General features: G+C 37.4%; 17 protein-coding genes. 3 read left to right on the forward strand and 14 right to left on the reverse strand.

What is annotated here, in order from left to right; all coding sequences use genetic code 11:
• Window positions 1–67 precede the first annotated feature (67 nt).
• The gene (locus tag ACTJIP_RS13915) at window positions 68–661 is read left to right on the forward strand and encodes a hypothetical protein (RefSeq protein WP_180563672.1); all 594 of its coding nucleotides are present in this window, start codon (window positions 68–70) and stop codon (window positions 659–661) included.
• A 7-nt stretch (window positions 662–668) separates the two neighbouring features.
• Here the strand turns inward: ACTJIP_RS13915 and ACTJIP_RS13920 are convergent, their stop codons facing one another.
• Window positions 669–1280, reverse strand: a complete 612-nt coding sequence (locus ACTJIP_RS13920) for an alpha-ketoglutarate-dependent dioxygenase AlkB family protein (protein WP_440704725.1) — start codon at window positions 1278–1280, stop codon at window positions 669–671.
• A 380-nt stretch (window positions 1281–1660) separates the two neighbouring features.
• Here ACTJIP_RS13920 and ACTJIP_RS13925 point away from each other — a divergent pair, with 380 nt between their 5' ends.
• Both ACTJIP_RS13925 and ACTJIP_RS13930 read left to right on the forward strand, forming a co-directional pair.
• Window positions 1661–4270 carry a TonB-dependent receptor gene (locus ACTJIP_RS13925; RefSeq protein WP_440704726.1) on the forward strand — a complete coding sequence of 870 codons (2610 nt, stop codon included), beginning with the start codon at window positions 1661–1663 and terminating at the stop codon, window positions 4268–4270.
• Between the two features lie 188 nt (window positions 4271–4458).
• The gene (locus ACTJIP_RS13930; RefSeq protein WP_440704727.1) at window positions 4459–5040 is read left to right on the forward strand and encodes a hypothetical protein; all 582 of its coding nucleotides are present in this window, start codon (window positions 4459–4461) and stop codon (window positions 5038–5040) included.
• Between the two features lie 43 nt (window positions 5041–5083).
• Here the strand turns inward: ACTJIP_RS13930 and ACTJIP_RS13935 are convergent, their stop codons facing one another.
• The 13 genes from ACTJIP_RS13935 to ccsA form a co-directional block, all read right to left on the reverse strand.
• Complete coding sequence (locus ACTJIP_RS13935) at window positions 5084–5563, reverse strand: MarR family winged helix-turn-helix transcriptional regulator (protein WP_077417736.1); 480 nt, start codon at window positions 5561–5563, stop codon at window positions 5084–5086.
• A 2-nt stretch (window positions 5564–5565) separates the two neighbouring features.
• On the reverse strand, window positions 5566–6054 hold the full coding sequence (locus tag ACTJIP_RS13940) for a GNAT family N-acetyltransferase (protein ID WP_180563668.1): 489 nt from the start codon (window positions 6052–6054) through the stop codon (window positions 5566–5568).
• A gap of 183 nt (window positions 6055–6237) precedes the next feature.
• Complete coding sequence (locus tag ACTJIP_RS13945) at window positions 6238–7653, reverse strand: efflux transporter outer membrane subunit (RefSeq protein WP_052198577.1); 1416 nt, start codon at window positions 7651–7653, stop codon at window positions 6238–6240.
• 78 nt (window positions 7654–7731) lie between these two features.
• On the reverse strand, window positions 7732–10878 hold the full coding sequence (locus ACTJIP_RS13950) for an efflux RND transporter permease subunit (protein ID WP_077417740.1): 3147 nt from the start codon (window positions 10876–10878) through the stop codon (window positions 7732–7734).
• On the reverse strand, window positions 10878–12065 hold the full coding sequence (locus ACTJIP_RS13955; RefSeq protein WP_077417742.1) for an efflux RND transporter periplasmic adaptor subunit: 1188 nt from the start codon (window positions 12063–12065) through the stop codon (window positions 10878–10880). The genes ACTJIP_RS13950 and ACTJIP_RS13955 overlap by 1 nt, the downstream gene beginning before the upstream one ends.
• A 1-nt stretch (window position 12066) precedes the next feature.
• The gene (locus ACTJIP_RS13960) at window positions 12067–12522 is read right to left on the reverse strand and encodes a hypothetical protein (protein WP_047384788.1); all 456 of its coding nucleotides are present in this window, start codon (window positions 12520–12522) and stop codon (window positions 12067–12069) included.
• A 115-nt stretch (window positions 12523–12637) separates the two neighbouring features.
• The gene (locus ACTJIP_RS13965) at window positions 12638–13150 is read right to left on the reverse strand and encodes an N-acetyltransferase family protein (protein WP_440704774.1); all 513 of its coding nucleotides are present in this window, start codon (window positions 13148–13150) and stop codon (window positions 12638–12640) included.
• Between the two features lie 165 nt (window positions 13151–13315).
• A complete protein-coding gene (locus ACTJIP_RS13970; protein ID WP_047422808.1) occupies window positions 13316–13546 on the reverse strand; it encodes a DUF2007 domain-containing protein in 231 nt (76 codons plus the stop codon).
• 61 nt (window positions 13547–13607) lie between these two features.
• Entirely contained in the window at window positions 13608–14933 is a 1326-nt protein-coding gene (gene lat, locus ACTJIP_RS13975) for an L-lysine 6-transaminase (protein ID WP_077417743.1), read from the reverse strand.
• A 113-nt stretch (window positions 14934–15046) separates the two neighbouring features.
• Complete coding sequence (amaB, locus tag ACTJIP_RS13980; protein WP_047384777.1) at window positions 15047–16597, reverse strand: L-piperidine-6-carboxylate dehydrogenase; 1551 nt, start codon at window positions 16595–16597, stop codon at window positions 15047–15049.
• A 476-nt stretch (window positions 16598–17073) separates the two neighbouring features.
• Window positions 17074–17262, reverse strand: coding sequence for a hypothetical protein (locus ACTJIP_RS13985; RefSeq protein WP_047384775.1), 189 nt, complete (start codon window positions 17260–17262; stop codon window positions 17074–17076).
• Between the two features lie 84 nt (window positions 17263–17346).
• Window positions 17347–18213 (reverse strand): SPFH domain-containing protein, encoded by an 867-nt coding sequence (locus tag ACTJIP_RS13990; protein ID WP_440704728.1) that lies wholly within the window; start codon window positions 18211–18213, stop codon window positions 17347–17349.
• Window positions 18214–18564: 351 nt separating this feature from the next.
• Window positions 18565–21840: a cytochrome c biogenesis protein CcsA gene (gene ccsA, locus ACTJIP_RS13995; RefSeq protein ID WP_440704729.1), complete on the reverse strand. Its 3276-nt coding sequence runs from the start codon at window positions 21838–21840 to the stop codon at window positions 18565–18567.
• Window positions 21841–22053 lie beyond the last annotated feature (213 nt).

A 22053-nucleotide genomic window follows, 5' to 3' on the forward strand; every position in this document is an offset into this window, starting at 1 on the left:
ATCCTGCTTTTTATTGGGATTACGAATATTTTTTATATTTGTCAGATACACTATAGAAACGATAACCATGAACTTCTTCAAAAAATTTTTTTCAAAAAATCCAGATACAACTGGTCAGCAGCAGTCTGAAAGTCCAGGAATAGACGGAATATATACAGATGAATATTTCAGGAACAGATATACTGAAGATGAGCTTTTGTCAGAGGATGTTCTGGTTGACGGTTCATTCAGAATGTTAAGCAGCTTTTTTATCGATAATAAAGTAACACTGGCTATAGAGAACCCTGTCTACCACCCTAACAATATAGACAAGGCCGTTACTACAGAACCAGGATTTTATCAGTATTGTAAATCATTTGATCAGGAAGACAAACAGATTGGACTGATGCTAACGATAGCATTTTCATACTATATGATCCATGAATTTGGATTTAAACTGTACAGAGATAAAACTCCGGAATTTCCTTTACGATTCATGACCTTAAAATATGACAATAACGGAGGTGTTATTTCTTTATATCCTTTCGAATATTCATTGAAAGTCTTAAACGGAGAAGCTTTATTCAGCGATCTTCTGGAAAGAATTAAAAGTAATCTAGGAAATCTCCCAAGCGCGGAGGATTTACTAACTAATTTTAAGCAGAACCTGTCTCAGGAATAAATTAACCTCATTCTTTATGAACTAGCCGGAATGTAAGATTTATACGTTCTTTCATAGAAGTTACAGATTTAGCGATCCGGTGTTCCCAGTTTTCCTGCAGATCTCCTTTCATAATCAGTAATGAGCCATGAGGAAGAGGCAGGCTGTATTTACTCTGATGATGATCTTTTTTCCGGAAATCAAAATTTCTGGTTTGTCCTAAACTTAAAGAAGCAATTACCGGGCGTTTTCCATATCTGCTTTCCTTATCACGATGCCAGGCAACAGAATCATTGTGATTTCTGTAGAGATTAAGCAATACGGAATTGAATTTATATTTAAACTCTTTTTCTATCCTTTGTTTTAAAGAAAACAGCTCAGGAGTCCAGAGATTATTCTCCACTTCAACATCTCCCAATGGGTAAGCCGTTTTCTGATCACCATACCAAGCTGTTAGGCGTGGTGTCAAAACCGTTTTATCATACATTTTCTGGGTACGTTGTTTCCAGGGAGCTGTTTCAAGCAGATGATCTTTAAGGTTATCAGCTTCTTCCTGATTCAGGAAATGTTCTCTGTATTCCAGAAGGTCTTTTGGAAATTCATATAAATCTTCTGAGTCGAATAAACTGAGTTGGGTCATTTTTTCACATTTTTAAAATAGTAGAAAATCTTATGTTATCTGACGAAATAAAACTGATACAAATAATATCTACAAAAATATTAAAAATGATACAAATCAAATCAAAAATAATTGAAATCATTCAGTAAAAGACAGGCAATGATGAAGTTTATAGGAATCGCATAATTATTTTATTCATTTAAATACATTTCCAGTTTATAATAATTCACTTTTATAACAAATTGTAAATTAAATATCTGAAATAATTAATACACTCAAAAAAATGAATAATAATGCATTATAAGCACACAGTAGGAAGTCACTTCGTGAAGATTTAATACTTAATTCAAAAATAATTATCCATCTTTGCAGCCTTAAATTCAAAAACGCTAGTTTATTTCATGAGCATTATTTTTAAAAAGCGACTAATTATAGCGCTTGTATTACCTACGGCCGCCCTTTATTACGGGCAAAGTACGAAGGATTCTTTAGAGAAATCAAAATCTATTGATGAGGTGATGTTGGTAGGTAGAAACCTTTCCCAAACAGCCAAAGAAAGAAAAACTCCTGTTGCAGTTTCCACCATCAAGGCAGCGGAAATTCAGGAGAAGTTAGGAAACAGAGAATTTCCTGAGATTATGAAGTCTACCCCATCCGTGTACGTTACCAAAGTGGGCGGAGGTTTTGGAGACAGCAGAATCAATATGAGAGGTTTCGATGGGGCTAACATTGCAGTGATCATCAACGGACAGCCGGTGAATGACATGCAGGGAGGAACTGTATACTGGTCTAACTGGACCGGGTTGGCAGACATTGCGAGCAACATCCAGATTCAGAGAGGTTTGGGAGCTTCAAAATTTGTAGTTCCTTCTGTAGGAGGAACGATCAATATTGTGACCAAAGCTACAGATTCTGAGCAGAAAGCAATGATCAAAGGAGAAGTGGGTAACGATAACTACTCCAGAATATCTGCGATGTACTCTTCCGGCTTAAAAAACAAATGGGGAACAACCGTATTGCTTTCCCGCTGGCAAGGTGACGGCTACATCAACGGAACGAAAGGAGAAGGTTATTCATGGTTTTTCTCAACAGGGTTTAAGCCCAATGAAAAGCATGCGTTTAATTTAATTGCAACCGGAGCACCACAGGTACATGATACGAGAAGGTCTTCAGCAACCGGAGCGAATGTGGCTACTCTACAGCAATTTGATACGTATGGAAGAAGATACAACCCTCAGACAGGGATGTTGAATGGTTCTCAGTTCAATCTGGCTCCTAACTTCTATCATAAGCCTATTGCATCATTGAACTGGGACTGGACGATGAATGATAACCTGAAACTATCTACCGTTCTTTATGGTTCATGGGGACGTGGCGGCGGTGGTACCGGATTGAACGGTTCTATCAAAAACGGCAGCGGACAAACCATGAATTTTATGAATTACGGTGCAGGCGGTGACGGTACTATCAACTGGGATATGATTTACCGCTATAACAGAGGGGGTATTGTAACAGATTATAACGGAAACACTTTCCAGAAATCAACCTTTACTGCACCTGCAGGCTCTCCTACTGATTATAACGGACAATATGTGGCTACACTGAACGGTACCAATGGTATCGTAAGAAAACAGAGTATCAATGCTCATGACTGGTATGGAGTAATCGCAGATCTTAATTACAAAAAAAATAACTGGACCTTTAACGGAGGTATTGATCTTAAAACTTACAAAGGAGCACTTTACGATATTGTGACTGACATGTTGGGATCTGATGCATTATTTGTTTCCAGTACGGCAAACGCTCCAAAAGGTTATTATATCAACAGTAACGTAAAACCGGAACCTCTTACTAAACTTAAGGATGCTCAAAAGGTATCTATACACAACGAAGGTCTGGTAAAATGGGCAGGTTTATATGGAATGGTTGAATACAGCTCTGAAAAACTAAGTGCATCCGTTCAGGGATCAGTTTCTGAACAGTACTACAAAAGAAGAGACTATATGCTGTATACTCCAGGAAACCAGGAAACAAAATGGTACCACAAAACGGGTTATATTGTAAAAGGAGGTGCCAACTATAATATAGATGAGCATCATAATGTATTTTTCAATACAGGAGTTATTTCAAGGCAGCCATTATTCAATGCTCTGTTCCCTTCAAACCAAAATATCTATAACGATGCAAAGAATGAAAGAATCTTCTCTGTGGAGTTAGGATATGGTTTCAAATCCCGTTATGTAGATGTAAATATCAATGCCTACAGAACGCAGTGGGATGACAGATTTATTTCAAGAACCTTTAATGCAGGAGCTGCAGACGTAGCCAACTTCTCACAATTACAGCTTGGAAATGCTTATTTCTACAACGCACTGAACGTTGGACAGATACACCAGGGTATTGAACTGGAAGCGAAGGCAAGACCATTTGCTAACCTTAGACTGAGAGGGATGTTATCATTGGGGAACTGGAAGTACAAAGGAAATGCAAATTTCAATATTCTTGATGTTCAAAACAATCAGGAGGTGGCAGGAGCTACAGGAGTTATCAATATCAAAGATCTAAAGGTGGGAGATGCTGCACAAACTACAGCAAGCCTTGGAGTTGATTATAACATTACCAAAGCTTTCAGTATTGATGCCAACTGGGAATATTATGACAAGCTATATGCACAGTTTAACCCAATCAACTTCCTTACTGAAGCAGCAAGAGAAAAAGGAATTGTAAAACTGCCAAGTTATAATTTATTTGACGTAGGTGCTTCTTACAAATTCACACTTGATGCGAAAAAGTCTTTAACATTGAGAGCGAATGTGTACAACTTATTCAACAAATATTATATTTCTGAATTAAGCTCCAATATTTTCGCAGGGGACAAAATTGCCAGCGGCCCAAATGCCGGAAAAACTTACCAGGAAACCGGAAGAGTTTATCAGGGTATTGCTGATGGTAACACAGGATTCCTTGGTTTTGGAAGGACGTGGTCTGTTGCAGCGACTTTAAGATTCTAATACAGCATCATTTCAATAATGAATTAAAAGAACCCGCCAATTCTGGCGGGTTCTTTTATATTATATAGCTATTTTAAAGAAATAAATAATACATTAGACAAGAAAAATAATCAAAATCATTTAACTCTTTTCAATTGGGTATGGATCAGGAAACGACGAATTATATTATCAACTATTTCAGTGAATTGATGACGAAACATGAAAATTTAGCCCTAAAACATCAAATTTCTTCTTTCAAGAGTAATGAAAATCCAAAATTCAGAAAGATAATGATAGAAAAGAACTGGATAAGTTCTGATCCTAAAATCACCAATCTATTAGAAAATGGATATGAAGTTTTTAAACAAAACATTATAACTCGGATAATGACTGAAACTCCTGAAAAAGTTTTTTTCAATAATTGTCCGAAATGCAACAAACTTGCCCGTACTCCATATGCAAAACAATGCAGATATTGTGGATATAGCTGGCATCATTTAATTGTTGCTCAGTTTAAGCTCAATGATACTATCCAGATTACAGGAAGACCGTTTTTCTTACTAGGACAAATTACAGAGGGCGAAATTAATGAAGGGCAACGAATAGATTTAAGGCCTTTAGGGCTGAATAAAAAACCAGTAATTAACTCCATTGAATTTGCCCTGAAACGCAAAGATGGAAAAGCCTGGGAAGATATTGCTCTTGCCACCAATGAATTAACTGAAGAAGACAAAGAATATTTAAAAAATATAATGTCTGCCAGAAATCCGGTTGCTATCATGATAGAATAAAAGAGTTTTACTGATTGGGTACAACTCTTTCATAGGTATTATTTTATTTCGAATTCTTCGCCTGAAATGCCCTCTGATAAAAAGACTGGCTTGCAATTTTCTCCTCGGCTTCATCAATAGCTGCCAGCAGATTATTATTGTTATCGGTAATATCTCCCAGAATCTGGGACATCAGTTGCCAAACCGGTTTCATTTTCTCAATGAGTTCTTTTCCTTTTGAAGTCAGGATAAATAATCTTTTCCGTTCGTCCTGTTTATCTTTTTCCCATTGTATCAACTCCAGTTTTTCGAGTTCTTTGAGCAGGGTTATGGTAGATGGATGGGTGTACCCGATCTCATTGGCAATTTCGACAACGCTTGCGATCTCTTTTTTATAAATGGTAAAGATCACCGGAAACCATTTAAGCTCAAAATCGATTCCGAATGCTTTATAGATAAGCGCTCCATCTTTTCTCAATTGTTCACTGAGACGATGAAGTCTCGTTGATATAGCAAGAATCCCTGCTTCGTTGATCACATTCATATTCAGTCAATATTTAAATGGTAAAAAATATTATCAGCGCTCATCAAAGGGAATTTTACAGGAAGATTTCCTTTTTCAATCTTTACGAACTGATTCCTTTCGTAGAAACGCTGTGCTGCTTTCAGTACCGTTATGGTTCCCAAATATAAATCATCAATTTCGTTTTCGCGGCAGAAAGAAATTAAAACTTCCAATAGTTCCTGGGCAATATTCAGTTCTTTGCCTCTGAATTCTTTTTTAACAAACATTTTTCTGATTGCTCCTGCCCTTTCATCAAACTTAACCAGTGCAATGGAACCTACCAGTTCACCATCCACGAAAGCTCCCCAAAAGTTACCTCCTGCTTCCGTATAAAAACTTTCAATCTGCAAAAGATCAGGCTGATCTTTTATTGTAATCGGAATATTAAACTCTTTCTGTTGAATGGTCAAAATCAAATCAATGGCCTGCTCCGAATAAGAATTTCCTATGGGTTGTATTTCTAGTTTCATAGTGTCTGCATTTTAAAGTATAAAACTACGTAGTTGAATACATATATACAAATTGATTTTACCTATTAAATAGTTTTAGCATGATCAATAATTACATGCAATAACCTTTAAACATCTATCTATATGAAAAAACGTATGCCATTACTGACATACGTTTTTATGATATTAGATTACAAAATACGCTTACTTCCAGCCTCCGCCTAAAGCCTGATAAAGCTCTACAGCAGCTTTCATTTTACTGTATCTTGCATTTGAGATGTTCAACTCTGCATTCAATGAATTTACGCTTGCATTCAATACTTCAAGATAGTTGGCCATACCGTAGTTCACCAATTCCTGAGAATAGTCAACCGATTTTTTATAGGCATCCAGTTCTTTTTGTTTTAATTCAATAAATGAATCCTGTACAGAGAAGACTCTGATGGCATCCGAAACTTCTTTTCCAGCAGTAAGAACTGTTTTTCTGAAGTTTAAATAAGCCGTTTCCTGATTGGCAAGACTTACATCATAGTTGGTCTTGATCTGTCTTTTATTTAGAATCGGCTGAGCCAGGCCTGCTACTACATTCGCAAATAATGAATTTACACTGAATAAGTGATCAATATCCACAGACTGAAGTCCTCCGCTTCCTGTCAATTTTAAAGTTGGGTAAAACTGAGCTTTGGCAGAATTTGTCAGTTCAAAAGCATTCATTAAGCTGTATTCTGCTCTCATTACATCCGGACGGTTAGCCAACAGCTGAGTTGGGTATCCCAATTTTAAATCAATCGGAAGGTTCTGTCCTTCTAATGTAGATCTTTCAATAGAATGAGAAGGTTCTCCCATTAAAAGACTCATGGTATTTTCAAGAAGCTGGATCTGTGTATCAATATCAATCAGTAATGATTTTGCGTTGAACACAAGAGCCTCACTCTGCTGTACCGCAACTTCTGTAACTGTTCCTGAAATTTTTAAAGCCTTTGTAGCTTCCAGGTTTTTCTCTCTTACCGCAATGGTTTCTGTAATAATCCTCTTCTGCGCATCAAAAGTTAACAATTGATAGTAAGCAGAAGCGATGGAAGATACCAGACTGCTTTTTACCGCCTTATGAGCAGCAACAGTTCCTAAATAGGTAGCCAGCTGTGCTTTTTCCTGTGCTCTTAATTTCCCCCAGATATCTGCTTCCCATCCAATACTCGCCGTAATGTCAAACTGGTTTACATAACGTCTTTCTCCAATGATCTGCCCAAACTGGGTGTTGATAGACTGGGTCTGAAAAGTATAGTTGGGCCCAATAGAAAGTGTCGGCTGATAAGCAGCTTTGCTTTGTTTAAGATATGCTTCTGCAGAATTAATGCTCTCTAAAGCGATTCTGATATCAAGGTTGTTTGCCAGTGCTTTAGAAATATGCCCCTGCAATATTGGATCTGTAAATATCTCTTTCCATGAAATATCTGCGATACTGGTACTGTCAGAAGGAAGCATATCCGTACGGAAAAGCTTTTCGTCCACAACGTTCTTCGGTCTTTCATATTCTTTTCTTGCCATACAAGATGAAATGGCCCCGAGTATGAAAACTGAAAAAGTGATTCCTTTTATGATGTTTAATAAACTCTTCATTATGTAAAATTAGAAGTTAGAAATAAGAGGTTGGAAGCTAGATGAATGACTAACTTCCACTACCTCAAATTTTTAATTTTATTCTGCTAAATTGATCTCTTCTTTTTTGATAGGTTTAATTTTTTCCTGCAGTGTTTCAAAGATCACATACAGAACCGGAATTACAAATAATCCCAAAATAGTTCCTATCAATAGCCCGATTGCCGCACCAGTAGCAATAGATCTGTTACCTACTGCACCAATTCCACTTGCCAGCACTAACGGTAATAAACCGAAGATAAAGGCGAATGATGTCATTAGAATAGGTCTTACTCTGGCTTTCGCTGCATTGATGGCTGACATTACAATGGTTTCACCATGATGTCTTCTCTGAACAGCAAATTCAACAATAAGGATCGCATTTTTCGCCAATAATCCCACGAGCATGATCAGGGCAATCTGGAAGTAAATATTATTTTCCAATCCCATAATCTTCTGTCCGAAATAGGCTCCCATTACCCCAAGAGGAAGAGAAATAATAACGATCAGCGGAAGAATATAACTCTCATACTGTGCAGAAAGGATGAAGTAAACGAAGATCAAACTTAGCCCGAAAATCAAAAGCGTCTGAGATCCTGAATTTAATTCTTCTCTGGTCAACCCTGTAAATTCTACTGCATAGTTTTGATTCAGAGTTTCATTAGCTACCTGCTGTACCGCTGCAATTGCATCCCCGGAACTGTATCCGTCTGAGTTTGCTCCTGTCACCTTCACTGAAGTAAACAGGTTATAACGGCTAACAGATTGTGGTCCGTATGCTTTTGTCAATGTTACAAACTGTGAAATCGGAGACATGATGCCTGATCCTGTTCTGACATAAAGCTGGTTCAGGTTTTCGATATTTTTTCTGTTTTCAGGAAGAGCCTGAACCATCACTCTGAACTGTTTTCCATACTTGGTAAAGTCGGCAGTATAAATACCACCAATATATCCCTGCATGGTAGACAGAATGTCATTTACAGAAACTCCAAGCTGTTTGCTCAAAGGAACATTAATCTCCATCTGATACTGAGGATATTTAGTATTGAATGAAGTCTGCGCAAACTGAATTTCCGGTCTCTCCATCAGCTTACCGATAAATTCATTGGTTTTATTATCCAGATCAGCATATTCTCCCCCTGATTTATCCAGCAATACCATTTCAAAACCTGCACTGTTACCAAATCCAGGTACACTTGGCGGTTGGAAGAATACAACTTTAGCATCAGGAACAGCTCCTACAATTCCAAATAATTTTTTGGTGATATCTTCAGAAGTCTGTCCGTCTTTTTTTCTTTCTTCAAATGGTTTTAGCTTAACAAAGGCAAGACCGTTGTTACTTCCGTTTCCGGATAAGAACCCTCTTCCCGTAGAAATCGTTACATTCTGCACTCCCGGAACTTTCAATGCTTTAGCCTGAAGTGTTTTCAATGCGTTGTAAGTTCTTTCCATAGAAGCTCCCGGAGGAAGCTGAACATCGGTAAAGATAATCCCTCTGTCTTCTGTAGGTACAAATCCTTTTTTCATACTGCTGCTTGCCCAGAATAAGATACCTCCGGTAACAGCAAAAATAATCAGGGTTACCCATTTATGTCTTAACAGGAATACAAATCCTCTTCCGTAACGTTCAGTAGTTGTTTTAAAAGCGATATTAAACTTATAGAAAAACTTCTGTAACAGATTTAAATTTTTATACTCTTTATGATGCTCTGCGTGAGGTTTTAGGAATAATGAACATAAAACCGGACTCAGCGTTAATGCATTAATAGCAGAAATGATAATTGCTATAATCAGCGTAATACCAAACTGCTGGTAGAATACCCCTGTAGGTCCTGTAATGAACGTTACCGGGATAAATACTGCTGCCATTACCAAAGTAATAGAGATAATAGCCCCTGTAATCTCATCCATTGCTTCTACCGTTGCTTTTTTAGCATCTGAAATACCATGTTCCATCTTCGCGTGAACGGCCTCGACGACGACGATGGCGTCATCCACTACAATACCAATCGCCAGCACCAATGCAAATAAGGTTAAGAGGTTTAATGAATATCCGAAAAGATTCAGGAAGAAGAACGCCCCTACAATAGATACCGGAACCGCGATGGCCGGAATCAGGGTAGATCTGAAATCCTGTAGGAAAATATATACTACAATAAATACCAGAATGAAGGCTTCAATCAGGGTGTGTACTACCTTTTCAATAGAAGCTTCCAGGAATTCGTTGGTATCAAAGTTGAAAGTATATTTTACACCTTTTGGAAAAGTTCCCTCGGCTGATTTCAGATAGGCTTTGATATTTTTAATAATCTCCTGTGCGTTGGATCCCGGAGTCTGGAAGATCCCCATACTGATGGAAGGATTGTTTCCGTTTTCCCCGATTCCTGTGTAAGACTGACCTGCCAGTTCTACCTTAGCAACGTCTTTCAGCATCAGGTTTTGTCCGTTTGCAAGAGATTTGATGATAATATTATCGTATTGTTCTTTATCGTTGAATTTACCTACGTATTTGATGATATATTCAAAAGAACTACCGCTGTTCTGACCAATAGAACCTGCTGCTGCTTCTCTACTCTGCTCATTGATGGCATTGGTAACATCGGTAGGAGTTACGCTGTAGGCAGCCATTTTTGCAGGATCCAGCCAGATTCTCATGGAGTAATTTTTACCACCGAAAACGTTGGCATCCCCTACACCATTTACCCTTTTCAGGTTTGGAATAATATTAATATTCAAAAAGTTCTGAAGGTATACGTCATCAAGATCTTTATTTTCAGAATAGAAAGACATATACATCAGGGCACTGGTTTGCTGCTTCTGGGTTACAACCCCTGAACGGGTTACTTCAGACGGCAAAAGAGGTGTCGCTCTGGCCACACGGTTCTGTACGTTTACCGCTGCAATATCCGGATCTATTCCTTGTTTGAAGAAAACCTGGATCTGAGCAGAACCGTCGTTTCCGGCACTGGAAGTGATATAATCCATACCTTCCACCCCGTTGATCTGTTCTTCCAAAGGCACTACTACACTTTTCATCACCGTCTCAGCATTGGCTCCCGTATAGTTTGCGGAAACACTTACCGTAGGCGGTGCAATATCCGGATACTGCGTAACCGGTAACGAGATCAGTCCCAACACACCGAGAATCACAATCAAGATTGAGATTACAGTAGATAAAACCGGTCTGTTAATAAAGTTTTTTATCATTAGAATTTCGGTTTTATTGATTGAACAAGACTATCCATTTTGATTGGTTTCGGTTTTACTGCTGTTCCCGGTTTCAAACCTCCGATACCAGCTGCAATAACTTTTTCACCTTTATTAACTCCAGATTTGATAAGCGCTAAATTGTCAATTCTGTCAATCACATTTACAACAACGTTTCTGGCAGTATCTCCTTTTTCTACTTTATATACGTAAACAATACCTTGCTGTTCATAGGTCGCACTTTCAGGAACTACAAGAACATTATCATATTGCTGAGGGAATCTGATGGTTCCGCTATTACCATTACTTAATAATTTCTGAGCATTCGAGAAAGCAACTCTGAACTGAATAGTCCCTGTTGTAGGATCAATCTGACCGGTAATGGCTTCAATTTTTCCTTTTTCAGGATAAAGACTTCCATTAGCCAGCTGAAGCTCAACCATTGGTAAGTTTTTGATTTTTTCAGGCATAGAAGCTCCCGGAGATTTTTCAAGAAAATCAAAATATTCTTTTTCATTCATTGCAAAGTAAGCAAAGATCTCAGAAGTATCAGAAATCGTTGTCAGAGCTGTCTGATCAGACGGTCCTACCAAACTTCCTACTTTTAACGGCAGTCTTCCGATCACCCCTGAAATAGGAGCACGAATGATAGAATATTCGATATTGGCTTCTACTCCTTTATAATTGGCTTGTGCCTGTCTTTTGGAAGCATTGGCCTGCTGTAACTGAGCCTGGGCCTGAGCCAGCTGAGCCTGAGCAGTCTGTAGCTGTACATTACTGATGATGTTTTTCTGAACCAGAGGTTTTAGTTTGTTTACTTCAACCTGAGCAGCATTTACAGAAGCCTGAGCAGCTGCAATACTGGATTCAGCAGCACCGATTCCTGCTTTGGAAGCGGCCGCATTTTCGTTCAGAATATTGGTTTCCAAACGGAACAAAGGCTGTCCTTTTGTAACATATTGTCCTTCATCTACCAATACCTGGGTAATATATCCCTGTATTTTTGCACGTACATCATTGTTTACCCTACCCTGGATGGTAGCCGGAAACATCTGATAACCCACTATATTTTTTGACTCCACGGAAATAACAGGATACGGTTTGGCACCATCCTGTTTCGGAGCTTCTTTTTTGCAGGCAGTCAGTGAAAGCGCTGCAATGGAAAGTATAACTAGCTTATTATTCATTTTATAGTTTATTAAGAGATTCCTGAATATTTTCTATGTTTTTGTTTAAGAGTGCTTTGTAAACTTCTATTCTTTCATTGTATCCATCGTCTTTACTTTTTTTAAAATTGTTTAAATCATCTAATAGTTTCATTTCGTCCTGCATTTTCTGGACAATTTTCTCGAATCGTATTTTTTTGTATTCATCATTGATGAAAAAATACCGCTTCCGCTCATCCATTTTGTTATGATCAACAATAAGCTGAGCATTTAACAATAATGAAATACTGGTAGAAACGGAGCTTTTGCTCGCGGAGAGCACTTCAACAAATTCGTCAAAAGTAATTCCTACTTTCTCATAGTCAAAAAGAAGGTAGGAATAGATTTTCGATGCTAAAGGGGGTAAGCTGAACACGGTGCCATAAAATCTTACGGCATCCTGAAAAATTTTCTCATCAATTTCTATACTCTGGTGCATATATAAAAATTTGAACAAAAGTAAAAATTAGTTCAGAACCAAACGAACAAACCCGATAGAGTTTATAAATACAGGCCGGTTTAAAAATTCAATGAAAGATGATTTAACTTTTTACTTAAATTATAATCTTCTCAAAAGCTTTTCTCATGCCATCTCTTAAAAGAACCTCTCCACAATAGGAATACCCTCTGCCTTCAAGGATTTTCAACATGGCAATATTATCATGGTTGGTATCTACTTTAATACTTTGAATGTCATGGGATTTGGTGAATTCTTCGATATGATCAAAAAATTTTTTCACCATTCCCTGTCCTGCAAATTTTTCATCTACAGCCACTCTATGAACGACTACGAATTCCCCATCACTCAGCCAAGCTCCTTCAATGGTGCTGTACGCTGGCTCATCATTCAGAATCAAAGCTCCATATACTGCAATTTCTCCGTCTACGGTCAAAACATGTCCGAAACCTTTAGCAATATCACTTTCTACAGTCCCCAAATTAGGATATCCGTTCTGCCATTGGGTACTTCCGTCTTGTCTTCTTCTTTCAATAGATTGCTGGATAATTTCCCAAATCCTGTTTCTGTCTTCAATTTGCGATTGTCTTATTTTGATCTCCGGGTTCATGTGTAACATTTGATTTAAAAATTAAAAGATTGAATGATTAAAAAATTAGAATAACTAATAATTGCAAGAATAATTTTTTAATGGTTTGTAGTTAATTAAAAAACCGAAAATTAATCTTAATTAATTTTCGGTTCGAAGTAGTAAAATTTAAAATTATGAAATTGTTTATTGATTTTCACTTTGTTGAAGGTAAGCATCAATAATTTCAAATGCTTTTTTTTCTTCTTCCAGATCTACCATTACTTTCAGCGAAGTTGCTGTTGGGGTTGTGGTAAACGTAAGATAGTTATTTTCAACAGTATTTGTAATTTGCGCATCATCCAATTTAGACTTAACCAACTGAATTTCAGAAGGGTTATCACTTTCATAAACTGATACTCTCGTACTTCTTTCCATATTCTAATTGTTTGAGTATCTAAATATACGATGTTTTTTTTTAAATTACAAATCCCGGGTTTTAAATTTTATTAATATTGCTTTCAATTTTGTCTAGTGCAAGTTGAATTTCTTCCTTTGTCACATTCAAATGAGGTCTGAAACGAAGAGACTGATCTCCACATGGAAGAATTATTAATCCATCATTGAAAAGCTCATTCATCAGGTGATTTCTCTGTTCTGCGGATGGCAGATCAACAGCACACATCAGGCCTCTTCCTCTTGCATTTGAAATTTTTTCAGGATATTTTTCAGCAAGGGCTTTCAGGCTTTCCAATAAGAAATCGCCAACTACTCTTGCATTCTCCACAAGGTTTTCTTTTTCGATCACTTCCATTACCAGCTGGAAACGAAGCATATCAATAAAGTTTCCTCCAAATGTAGAATTGATTCTTGAGCTTTCTCTGAAAACGTTATTCGGAACTTCATCAAACTTTTCTTTATTGGCCAAAACACCACAAACCTGTGCTTTTTTACCGAAAGAAATGATGTCCGGTTTTGCTGTAAAGTGCTGGAATGCCCACATTTTCCCTGTAATGGCAATACCTGTCTGAACTTCATCAAAAATAAGTAAGATTTCGTTGTCATCACAGATTCTTCTTAATCCCAACAGGAATTCGTCTCTGAAATGGTTGTCACCTCCTTCTGCCTGAATAGGTTCTATGATGATACATGCCACTTTATCAGGGTGCATCAGAATAGCCTCTTCAATCTGAAGTAAAGCAAGGTTTTCATTTTTGATTGTTTCTTCAAGGTTTTCTTCTGTAATCGGGAACTTTAATTTTGGATTTAAAATTCTCGGCCAGTTGAACATTGGGAAATATTGGTACTTTCTTGGGTCAGAAGTATTGGTTAAGCTCAAGGTATAACCGCTTCTTCCATGGAAAGCCTGTTTGAAGTGGATACAGATTCCAGCTTCTGTTTCTATTCCTTTTGCAAAGTTTTTACGGGTTTTCCAGTCGAAACATGCTTTCATTGCATTTTCAACCCCCATAGTTCCGCCTTCGATAAAGAAAGCATATTGTAATTCTTCAGGAATAACTACTCTTTCAAATACTTCAAGGAAATGAGCATATTCTTCCGAGTACACGTCAGCCAAAGTAGGTTTGTTCACAGCCATTCTTCCCAACCATTCTGATCTTTCTAAAAGATAAGGGTGATTGTATCCGATGGATGCTGATGCGAACATAGAAAACATATCCAGATATTCTCTGTCTGTAAGTTTATCATAAAGCCATGATCCGTGTGATCTTTCAATATCCATCACAAAATCGAAACCGTCTGCCAACACATGTTTTCCTACAGTTTCTTTTACTTTATTTGCTTTTATATCTAATGTCTGTTCCATAATAAATTTGTAGTGTGATTTAATAAGTGAATGATCAAATGACTCAAAGAATGAAGCATTTGATCATTCAGGTTATTATTTTTTTTGTTTTTTGAATGCTTTAAGTAAAGCTTTTATAAATCGAATTTAATGCCTTGTGCCAAAGGAAGTTGAGCAGTATAATTGATAGTATTGGTTTGTCTTCTCATATAGTACTTCCAAGCATCAGATCCAGACTCTCTTCCTCCTCCGGTTTCTTTTTCACCACCGAAAGCTCCACCAATTTCAGCACCCGAAGTTCCGATATTTACGTTGGCAATACCACAGTCTGAACCTGCATGAGAAAGGAATAATTCTGCTTCTCTTAAGTTCTGGGTCATAATCGCTGAAGATAGTCCTTGTGGAACATCATTCTGAATAGCGATAGCTTCTTCCAGTGTTTTATATTTAATCAGATATAGGATCGGTGCAAATGTTTCATGCTGAACGATCTCATAAGAGTTTTTCACTTCTGCAACACATGGCTTCACGTAGCATCCGGATTCGTACTCTTTTCCGGTTAAAACTCCGCCTTCAACAACGAATTTCCCACCTTCTTTTTTACATTTCTTGATGGCTTCTTCGTATTGGTTTACAGCATCAGTATCAATCAGAGGACCTACATGGTTGTTCTCATCCAATGGATTTCCGATTTTCAGCTGCCCGTAAGCTTTTGTTAATCTTGTTTTCACTTCATTGTAAACACTTTCATGGATAATCAGTCTTCTTGTTGAAGTGCATCTCTGACCTGCAGTTCCTACCGCTCCGAAAACAGCTCCAATGATAGACATATCAATATCAGCTTCTTTTGTAATGATAATTGCGTTATTTCCGCCTAATTCAAGGATAGATTTCCCGAATCTTTCTGCCACTTTAGAAGAAACCATTCTTCCTACTCTTGTAGATCCTGTGAAAGAAACAAGGGCAACTCTTTTATCATCTACTAATTTCTGTCCGATTTCGTGGTCTGATACCAATACACTTGAAAGTCCTTCAGGAAGATTATTTTCCTTTATAACCTCCATCATGATATTCTGGCATGCGATAGCACAAAGTGGTGTTTTTTCAGATGGCTTCCAGATGGTAACGTTACCACAGATCCAAGCCAATGCTGTATTCCAAGACCAAACAGCTACCGGGAAGTTGAATGCAGTAATGATTCCTACAACTCCCAGCGGATGGTATTGCTCATACATTCTGTGACCAGGTCTTTCAGAGTGCATAGTGTACCCCTGAAGCTGTCTTGAAAGTCCTACAGCGAAGTCGCAGATGTCAATCATCTCCTGAACTTCTCCAAGCCCTTCCTGTAATGATTTACCCATTTCGTAAGAAACAAGTTTACCAAGATCATCTTTATATTCTCTTAATTTTAAGCCCAGCTGTCTTACGATCTCTCCTCTTTTGGGAGCCGGGATCAGTCTGAATTCCTGAAATGCCTTTTGAGCAGTTTCAATTACTTTGTCATAATCACTTTCTCCGGAAGTTTTTACTTTAGCGATCAACTTTCCGTCCACAGGAGAAATGCTTTCTATCACCTTTCCTGAAGCGAAATATTTCCCGCCTGTTGAGGTACCTTTGTTCTCTTCTTTAATACCTAAATTTTTCAGCGTTTTTTCGATTCCGAAATCCTTTACTTTTTTTGACATAAAATCTTACTTTTCGTTCTCTCTAAAGATAAAAATATTATGTGAACCTCAAAACTTTAATTTTTAATGTGTTTTTTATTTGGACTAATTATAAACATGCTTATCTTTGCAGGGTAATCATTTTGATAATCACCAATGGAAAATTCACAAGAAAATAACTCAAAGCTTAAGAAGTGGTTCAAGCGTGTGGGATGGGCAGGACTTGCTTTCTTTACCATTAAAGGCTTGATTTGGCTCGTCATATTCTACGTTGGAGCAGATAGTCTTCAAAGTTGTATAAAATAAAAAAGCAGAGAAATTTTCTCTGCTTTCTTTTTGGTATAAGGTTAATTGAATTGTTATTTATTTATTGAAAAGCTAAAAAAAGAATCCTTTTTTATATTTTCTGTAATTTAAAAAAGAGAAGAAGTACGATCTCCTGACTACTATATTCCCTGAAAAGAGCGTTTATAACCCCTCACTTCATCTTTTTTAAACTACTCTTTCTTCTTCCTCCCTGCGTTGACCAGACCCTGATGCAAAAGGTATTCTATCTGTCCGTTCACACTTCTGAAGTCATCATTGGCCCACTTTTCAAGGAGTTTATAAGTAGACTCATCTATCCTTATTACAAAAGATTTTTTGCTTTTGTTTTCTGAAGAGTTCTGAGCTTTTTCTGATTTCATTTTCTAAAATTCTCTAACATTATTTCTGACTATTGTAGTGCAGAAAGTATCTGCAGTACAATCTACTTGTTAATTTTTCACTTCTTAATTGTAAAGTGTTCCTGCATTTAATATCGGTGTGGCTGCTTTTTCTCCGCAAAGAACTACCATTAAATTGCTCACCATTGCCGCTTTTCTTTCATCATCAAGCTCAACGATATTGCCTTCTGAAAGCTTTTTCAACGCAAGGTCCACCATTCCTACAGCTCCTTCCACAATCTTGGTTCTTGCCGCTACAATAGCTGTTGCCTGCTGTCTCTGAAGCATAGCGCCTGCAATTTCCGAAGCATAAGCCAAATGCGAAATCCTTGCCTCCTGAATCACAATTCCTGCTTTTGAAAGACGGTCTGTAAGTTCCTGCTCCAAGATAGAATTGATTTTATCCCCACCTTCTCTCAGAGTAATAGGAGCATGATCATCTTCTAAATTATCATAAGGAAAGCTCATGGCCAAATGACGTACCGCTGCTTCACTCTGCATTTTTACAAAATCAGAATAGCGTTCTACATCAAAAGCTGCTTTATAAGTATCTCCTACTTTCCATACGATGACCACCGCAATTTCAATGGGATTTCCCATTTTATCGTTTACCTTCAAAGTCTGTCCCTGTAAATTCTCAGAACGTAAAGATATCTTCTGCGATGAATACAAAGGATTGATGAAGAATAATCCGTTCTCTTTTACACTTCCTACATATTTTCCAAAAAAGTTCAGCACTCTTGAATGGTTGGGCTGAATGATCATTAAGCCTTTTAAGAAAAAGCACGAAAGAAGAAAGCAAAGCATGGCAATAACCACATAGGCTATACTTTGATCCACACCACTAACAAAAAAGTAAACTGCTGCCACAAACAAGGCAAGGCAGATGACCAATGTAATATAACCTGACATGGGTTTTAATGTTTTTTCCATAATTGAATTTTAATTTGATATTATTTTGATATCATAAAGATGGTAATAAATTTTGAATTATGAATTATAAATTATGAATTTTTTACGGGCTCGTGATTCGAGGTGTTTAACTAAACGCAAAGTTCACGAAGTTAATTTATTATTAGTGCTTTACTTTTGTTAGCAAAGGCACTTCGTTTAGCTAAGGACACTATTTCATTTTGCTGAGTGAAATGCCTTTGCTAACAATCAATCAACACCATAAAGATCATTGCAAACCTTTTGTGATTAAAAACTTCCAATAGTATAAATCATTAGCAAAAAAAATCCCGGAAGATAAATTCCGGGATTTTAATTGATATGTTCAATCTTTTATTTCTTCGTTAAGGCTTTAAACTTGAAATAAGAAACAGCTGATAAAAGAATCATTGTTCCTATTCCGATGTATACCCAAGCCGGTACTGGCACAGGATCTCCTGCTGCATAGGAGTGAAGTCCGCTTAAGTAATAGTTTACCCCAAAATAAGTCATTACCATTGAGCAGAATGCAAACATTGTTGCGATGTGGAATGCCCATCTGCTTCTCAATCCTGGTACCAATCTCATGTGTAATACAAAGGCATATACCATGATGGAAATGAAGGCCCAAGTTTCTTTCGGGTCCCAGCTCCAGTATCTTCCCCATGATTCGTTTGCCCAGATTCCTCCTAAGAAGTTTCCTACCGTCAGAGCAAACAATCCGATAGTTAATGACATTTCAGAAACGATTACCAATTCCTTTAATGTAGTATCGTGGTGAATTTTATAAGTTTCTTTATTAGATATAATATAGAATATCAATGAGATTACAGCAATAATCATCGACAAGGCAAAGAACCCGTAACTGGATGTAATAATGGCTACGTGAACAATTAACCAATAAGACTTCAGTACCGGAACCAGCGGTGTGATCTGAGGATCAAGAGCAGAACCTCCGTGTGCAAATCCCATCATAATAACTGCCACCATGAATCCGGCTGCAGGAATTAATGCATTGGAATTTCTATATAAAAATAAACCTGCTGTAATACCTACCCAAGAGATGAAGATAATGGCTTCATATCCGTTACTCCATGGGGCATGTCCTGAGATATACCATCTTGCAACAAGCCCTAAGAAATGGCAAAGATATCCTACTAAACCAACAGCGATGATTACTTTAATGATTTTATTTAAAACTTTATTGGATTTAAACAGCTCAACAAATCCTAAGATTAAAAGAAGTCCTCCGATAAGAGTATAGAAAATCAATAATTTAAAGTTAATATCTGCTTTATTCATGAAAACCTCAAGATCAACTTTAGATTTTGCAGGAACTACTGCCTTACCCCATTTCTGCTGGTATTCTGAAAGCTTTGCCAGCTCTGTATCTGCTTTGCTCCAGTCTCCGATTTTCTGTGCGGTAAGCGCTTCAGCAAAATAAGGACCCATCACCTGCTGAGATTCCATATCCGGTTCGAATTTTTGATCTAACCATGAATGCCATGTGTGGTTGGCATCATTTTTCACAGGAACAATTCTCATAAACTGACCGCTGAAGAACTCATTGAAGATCTGTACTCTTTCGTTTACAGCAATTACTTCTTTATCATAGTTCGTTTGTTCAGCTGGTTTTTTACGGAATGCAGTATTGTAATCATGCTCTAAAATATAGGTTAGATTACCATTGGCATCTGCCGGGAAAAGGTTCATCAATGAAGTATACCCTTCTTCATCTGCCTTTGTTTTATTTTTCAGTTCATCACCTCCTTTCGTTCCTACCTTGATCATAGGAACCATAGTCCAGCTTGGAGTATCTGTATTGATTGAAAGGAACCATTGGTTGGCAGTCAGATACTTTCCGTCTGTTCCTTTGAATTTATCTTTCTTGTATAGTTTTCTTAAAACATCCAATGCTTCAGTATTGATAGGAACAATTCTTCCTTCAAAACTTTGCACCAAAAGGTATCCGAATTTTTCGGCATGCTCTTCACTGATTTTGTTTCTTGCAATGATCTCATCCGGCGAAATAGATCTCATTTTCCCCATTGGTGTAGCCAGAGAGTTCTGCTTTGGAGCAGCGCCATCAAGCGGCTGGACAGATGGAGCCGGAGCGTGGGTATGATTGTCACCTTCCACATGAATGTGTTCTCTGCTTCCGTCCGTAGTTCCGTGAGTTTCAATTTTCTGTGCGTTTAAACCTAAGCTCAGGAACACTAAAAGTATTGCTGCTGCTTTTGTCTTCTTTTTGTTTGCATCAATCAGCATTTTATTTAATTTCCAGAAGTGAGTTCCTTTCCAGAAGAAGATCACAAACATTCCAAAGAATAAAAGTCCATATCCGATATAAGAAATCAAAGTTCCCCAGTAATCGTGGTTTACAGAAAGAACTGTTCCCATTCTGTCCGGATCAAAACTTGACTGGAAGAAACGGTATCCTTTATGGTTAAGAACATGGTTCATATAGATTTTATAAGGAGTTTCTTTGCCTTCGTCAATGATTTTCACATGACTTTCATAAGCACTTGGAGATGAACTTCCAGGATAGGTTTCCATCACGAAGTCATCTAATTTCAAGGCAAAAGGAGTATTATATACTTTAGGCCCGAATCCAACCATGATGTTTAATCCGTCCATAGTAACCTGTTTGTATGCATTAGGATTCCCTTTTTCCACAGAAAGGTCTACCAACTGCTTTGTTTTTGGACCTTGAAGCTCAACCTGAAGCATATCCGGAACATTAGCATCTTTCTTTCTGTCTCCTTCAATTGCCATCAGTCTTCCTTTTTTAAGACCTTCAGGTACTACAAGTTTCAGTTCGTTGATGGTATATAAACTTCTTAATGCCAAAGGCTGGAATTCATTTTTCACTGTACTTCCCGTTGCCTGAGTAGCCATGGTCATATAGCTTGCATCTACAGGAGTTTTAATGAATAACTTTCCTCCTTCATTTTTGAATTCAACCGCTCCTTCAATAGCTCTGTTGAACGTCACCAAAGTTCCGTTGATCGATTTTGTTTCGCCCGGTTTGATGTAAATATTCTGTCTTCCAGTATTTCCGGTAGATACCAAATGAAGATATTCTGCACCGTTTGGCTCAGCTACAAGGCTGTCTTTTTTTCTCTGAATGTATTCCTTGGCAAACACTTTCACTTCTTTTCCGTGGAAGTCATAAGTTGCTTTGAAATCTTTGTTCAAAGGTGACATCAGATAAGGAACGTCCTGATAATTAAGAACATCACCTTTTTCTTCAATCTGAATTTTAAAGAAATTTTTATCCGTTACAATTTCGTTGGATGTTTCACCTTCTCTGATGTGCATAGTTCCTTCAAAACTGATGTATCTTGTGATGGCACCACCGATAAAAATAAAAATAAAGGCAAGGTGAAAAACAAGAACCGGCCATTTCTCCCTTCTCCATAATCTATATCTTCCGATATTTCCTATGAAATTAAGAATGAGCAGGACCATGATCAGTTCGAACCACTTGGCCTCATAAATTAATGCTTTTGCTGTAGGAGTTCCGTAGTCGTTTTCTAAGAACGTTGCATATGCCATCGCAAATGCGTACACCAGCAACAATACAGCCATTGTCCTGGTTGAGATAAGAATATCTTGGAGCTTCTTCATGATTTATTGTACTTGACATGCAAAAATAAGCATGATAAACCATAAAGAGCTTAAAAAAAGCTGTTTTTTGTCACTTTGGCCTCTGTTTTGCTTATTTTGAAAGATTCTTAATAAGCCTGGAAAGATTAAGGAAAATTCAATTTTAAAAATCGCTTCAATCCAGATTCATAATACCTATATCAGTGATTGAATTCTTCTATTTAAAAACACAAC

Source organism: Chryseobacterium sp. 22543, from assembly GCF_052044565.1.
In the GTDB taxonomy this organism is placed as follows: domain Bacteria; phylum Bacteroidota; class Bacteroidia; order Flavobacteriales; family Weeksellaceae; genus Chryseobacterium.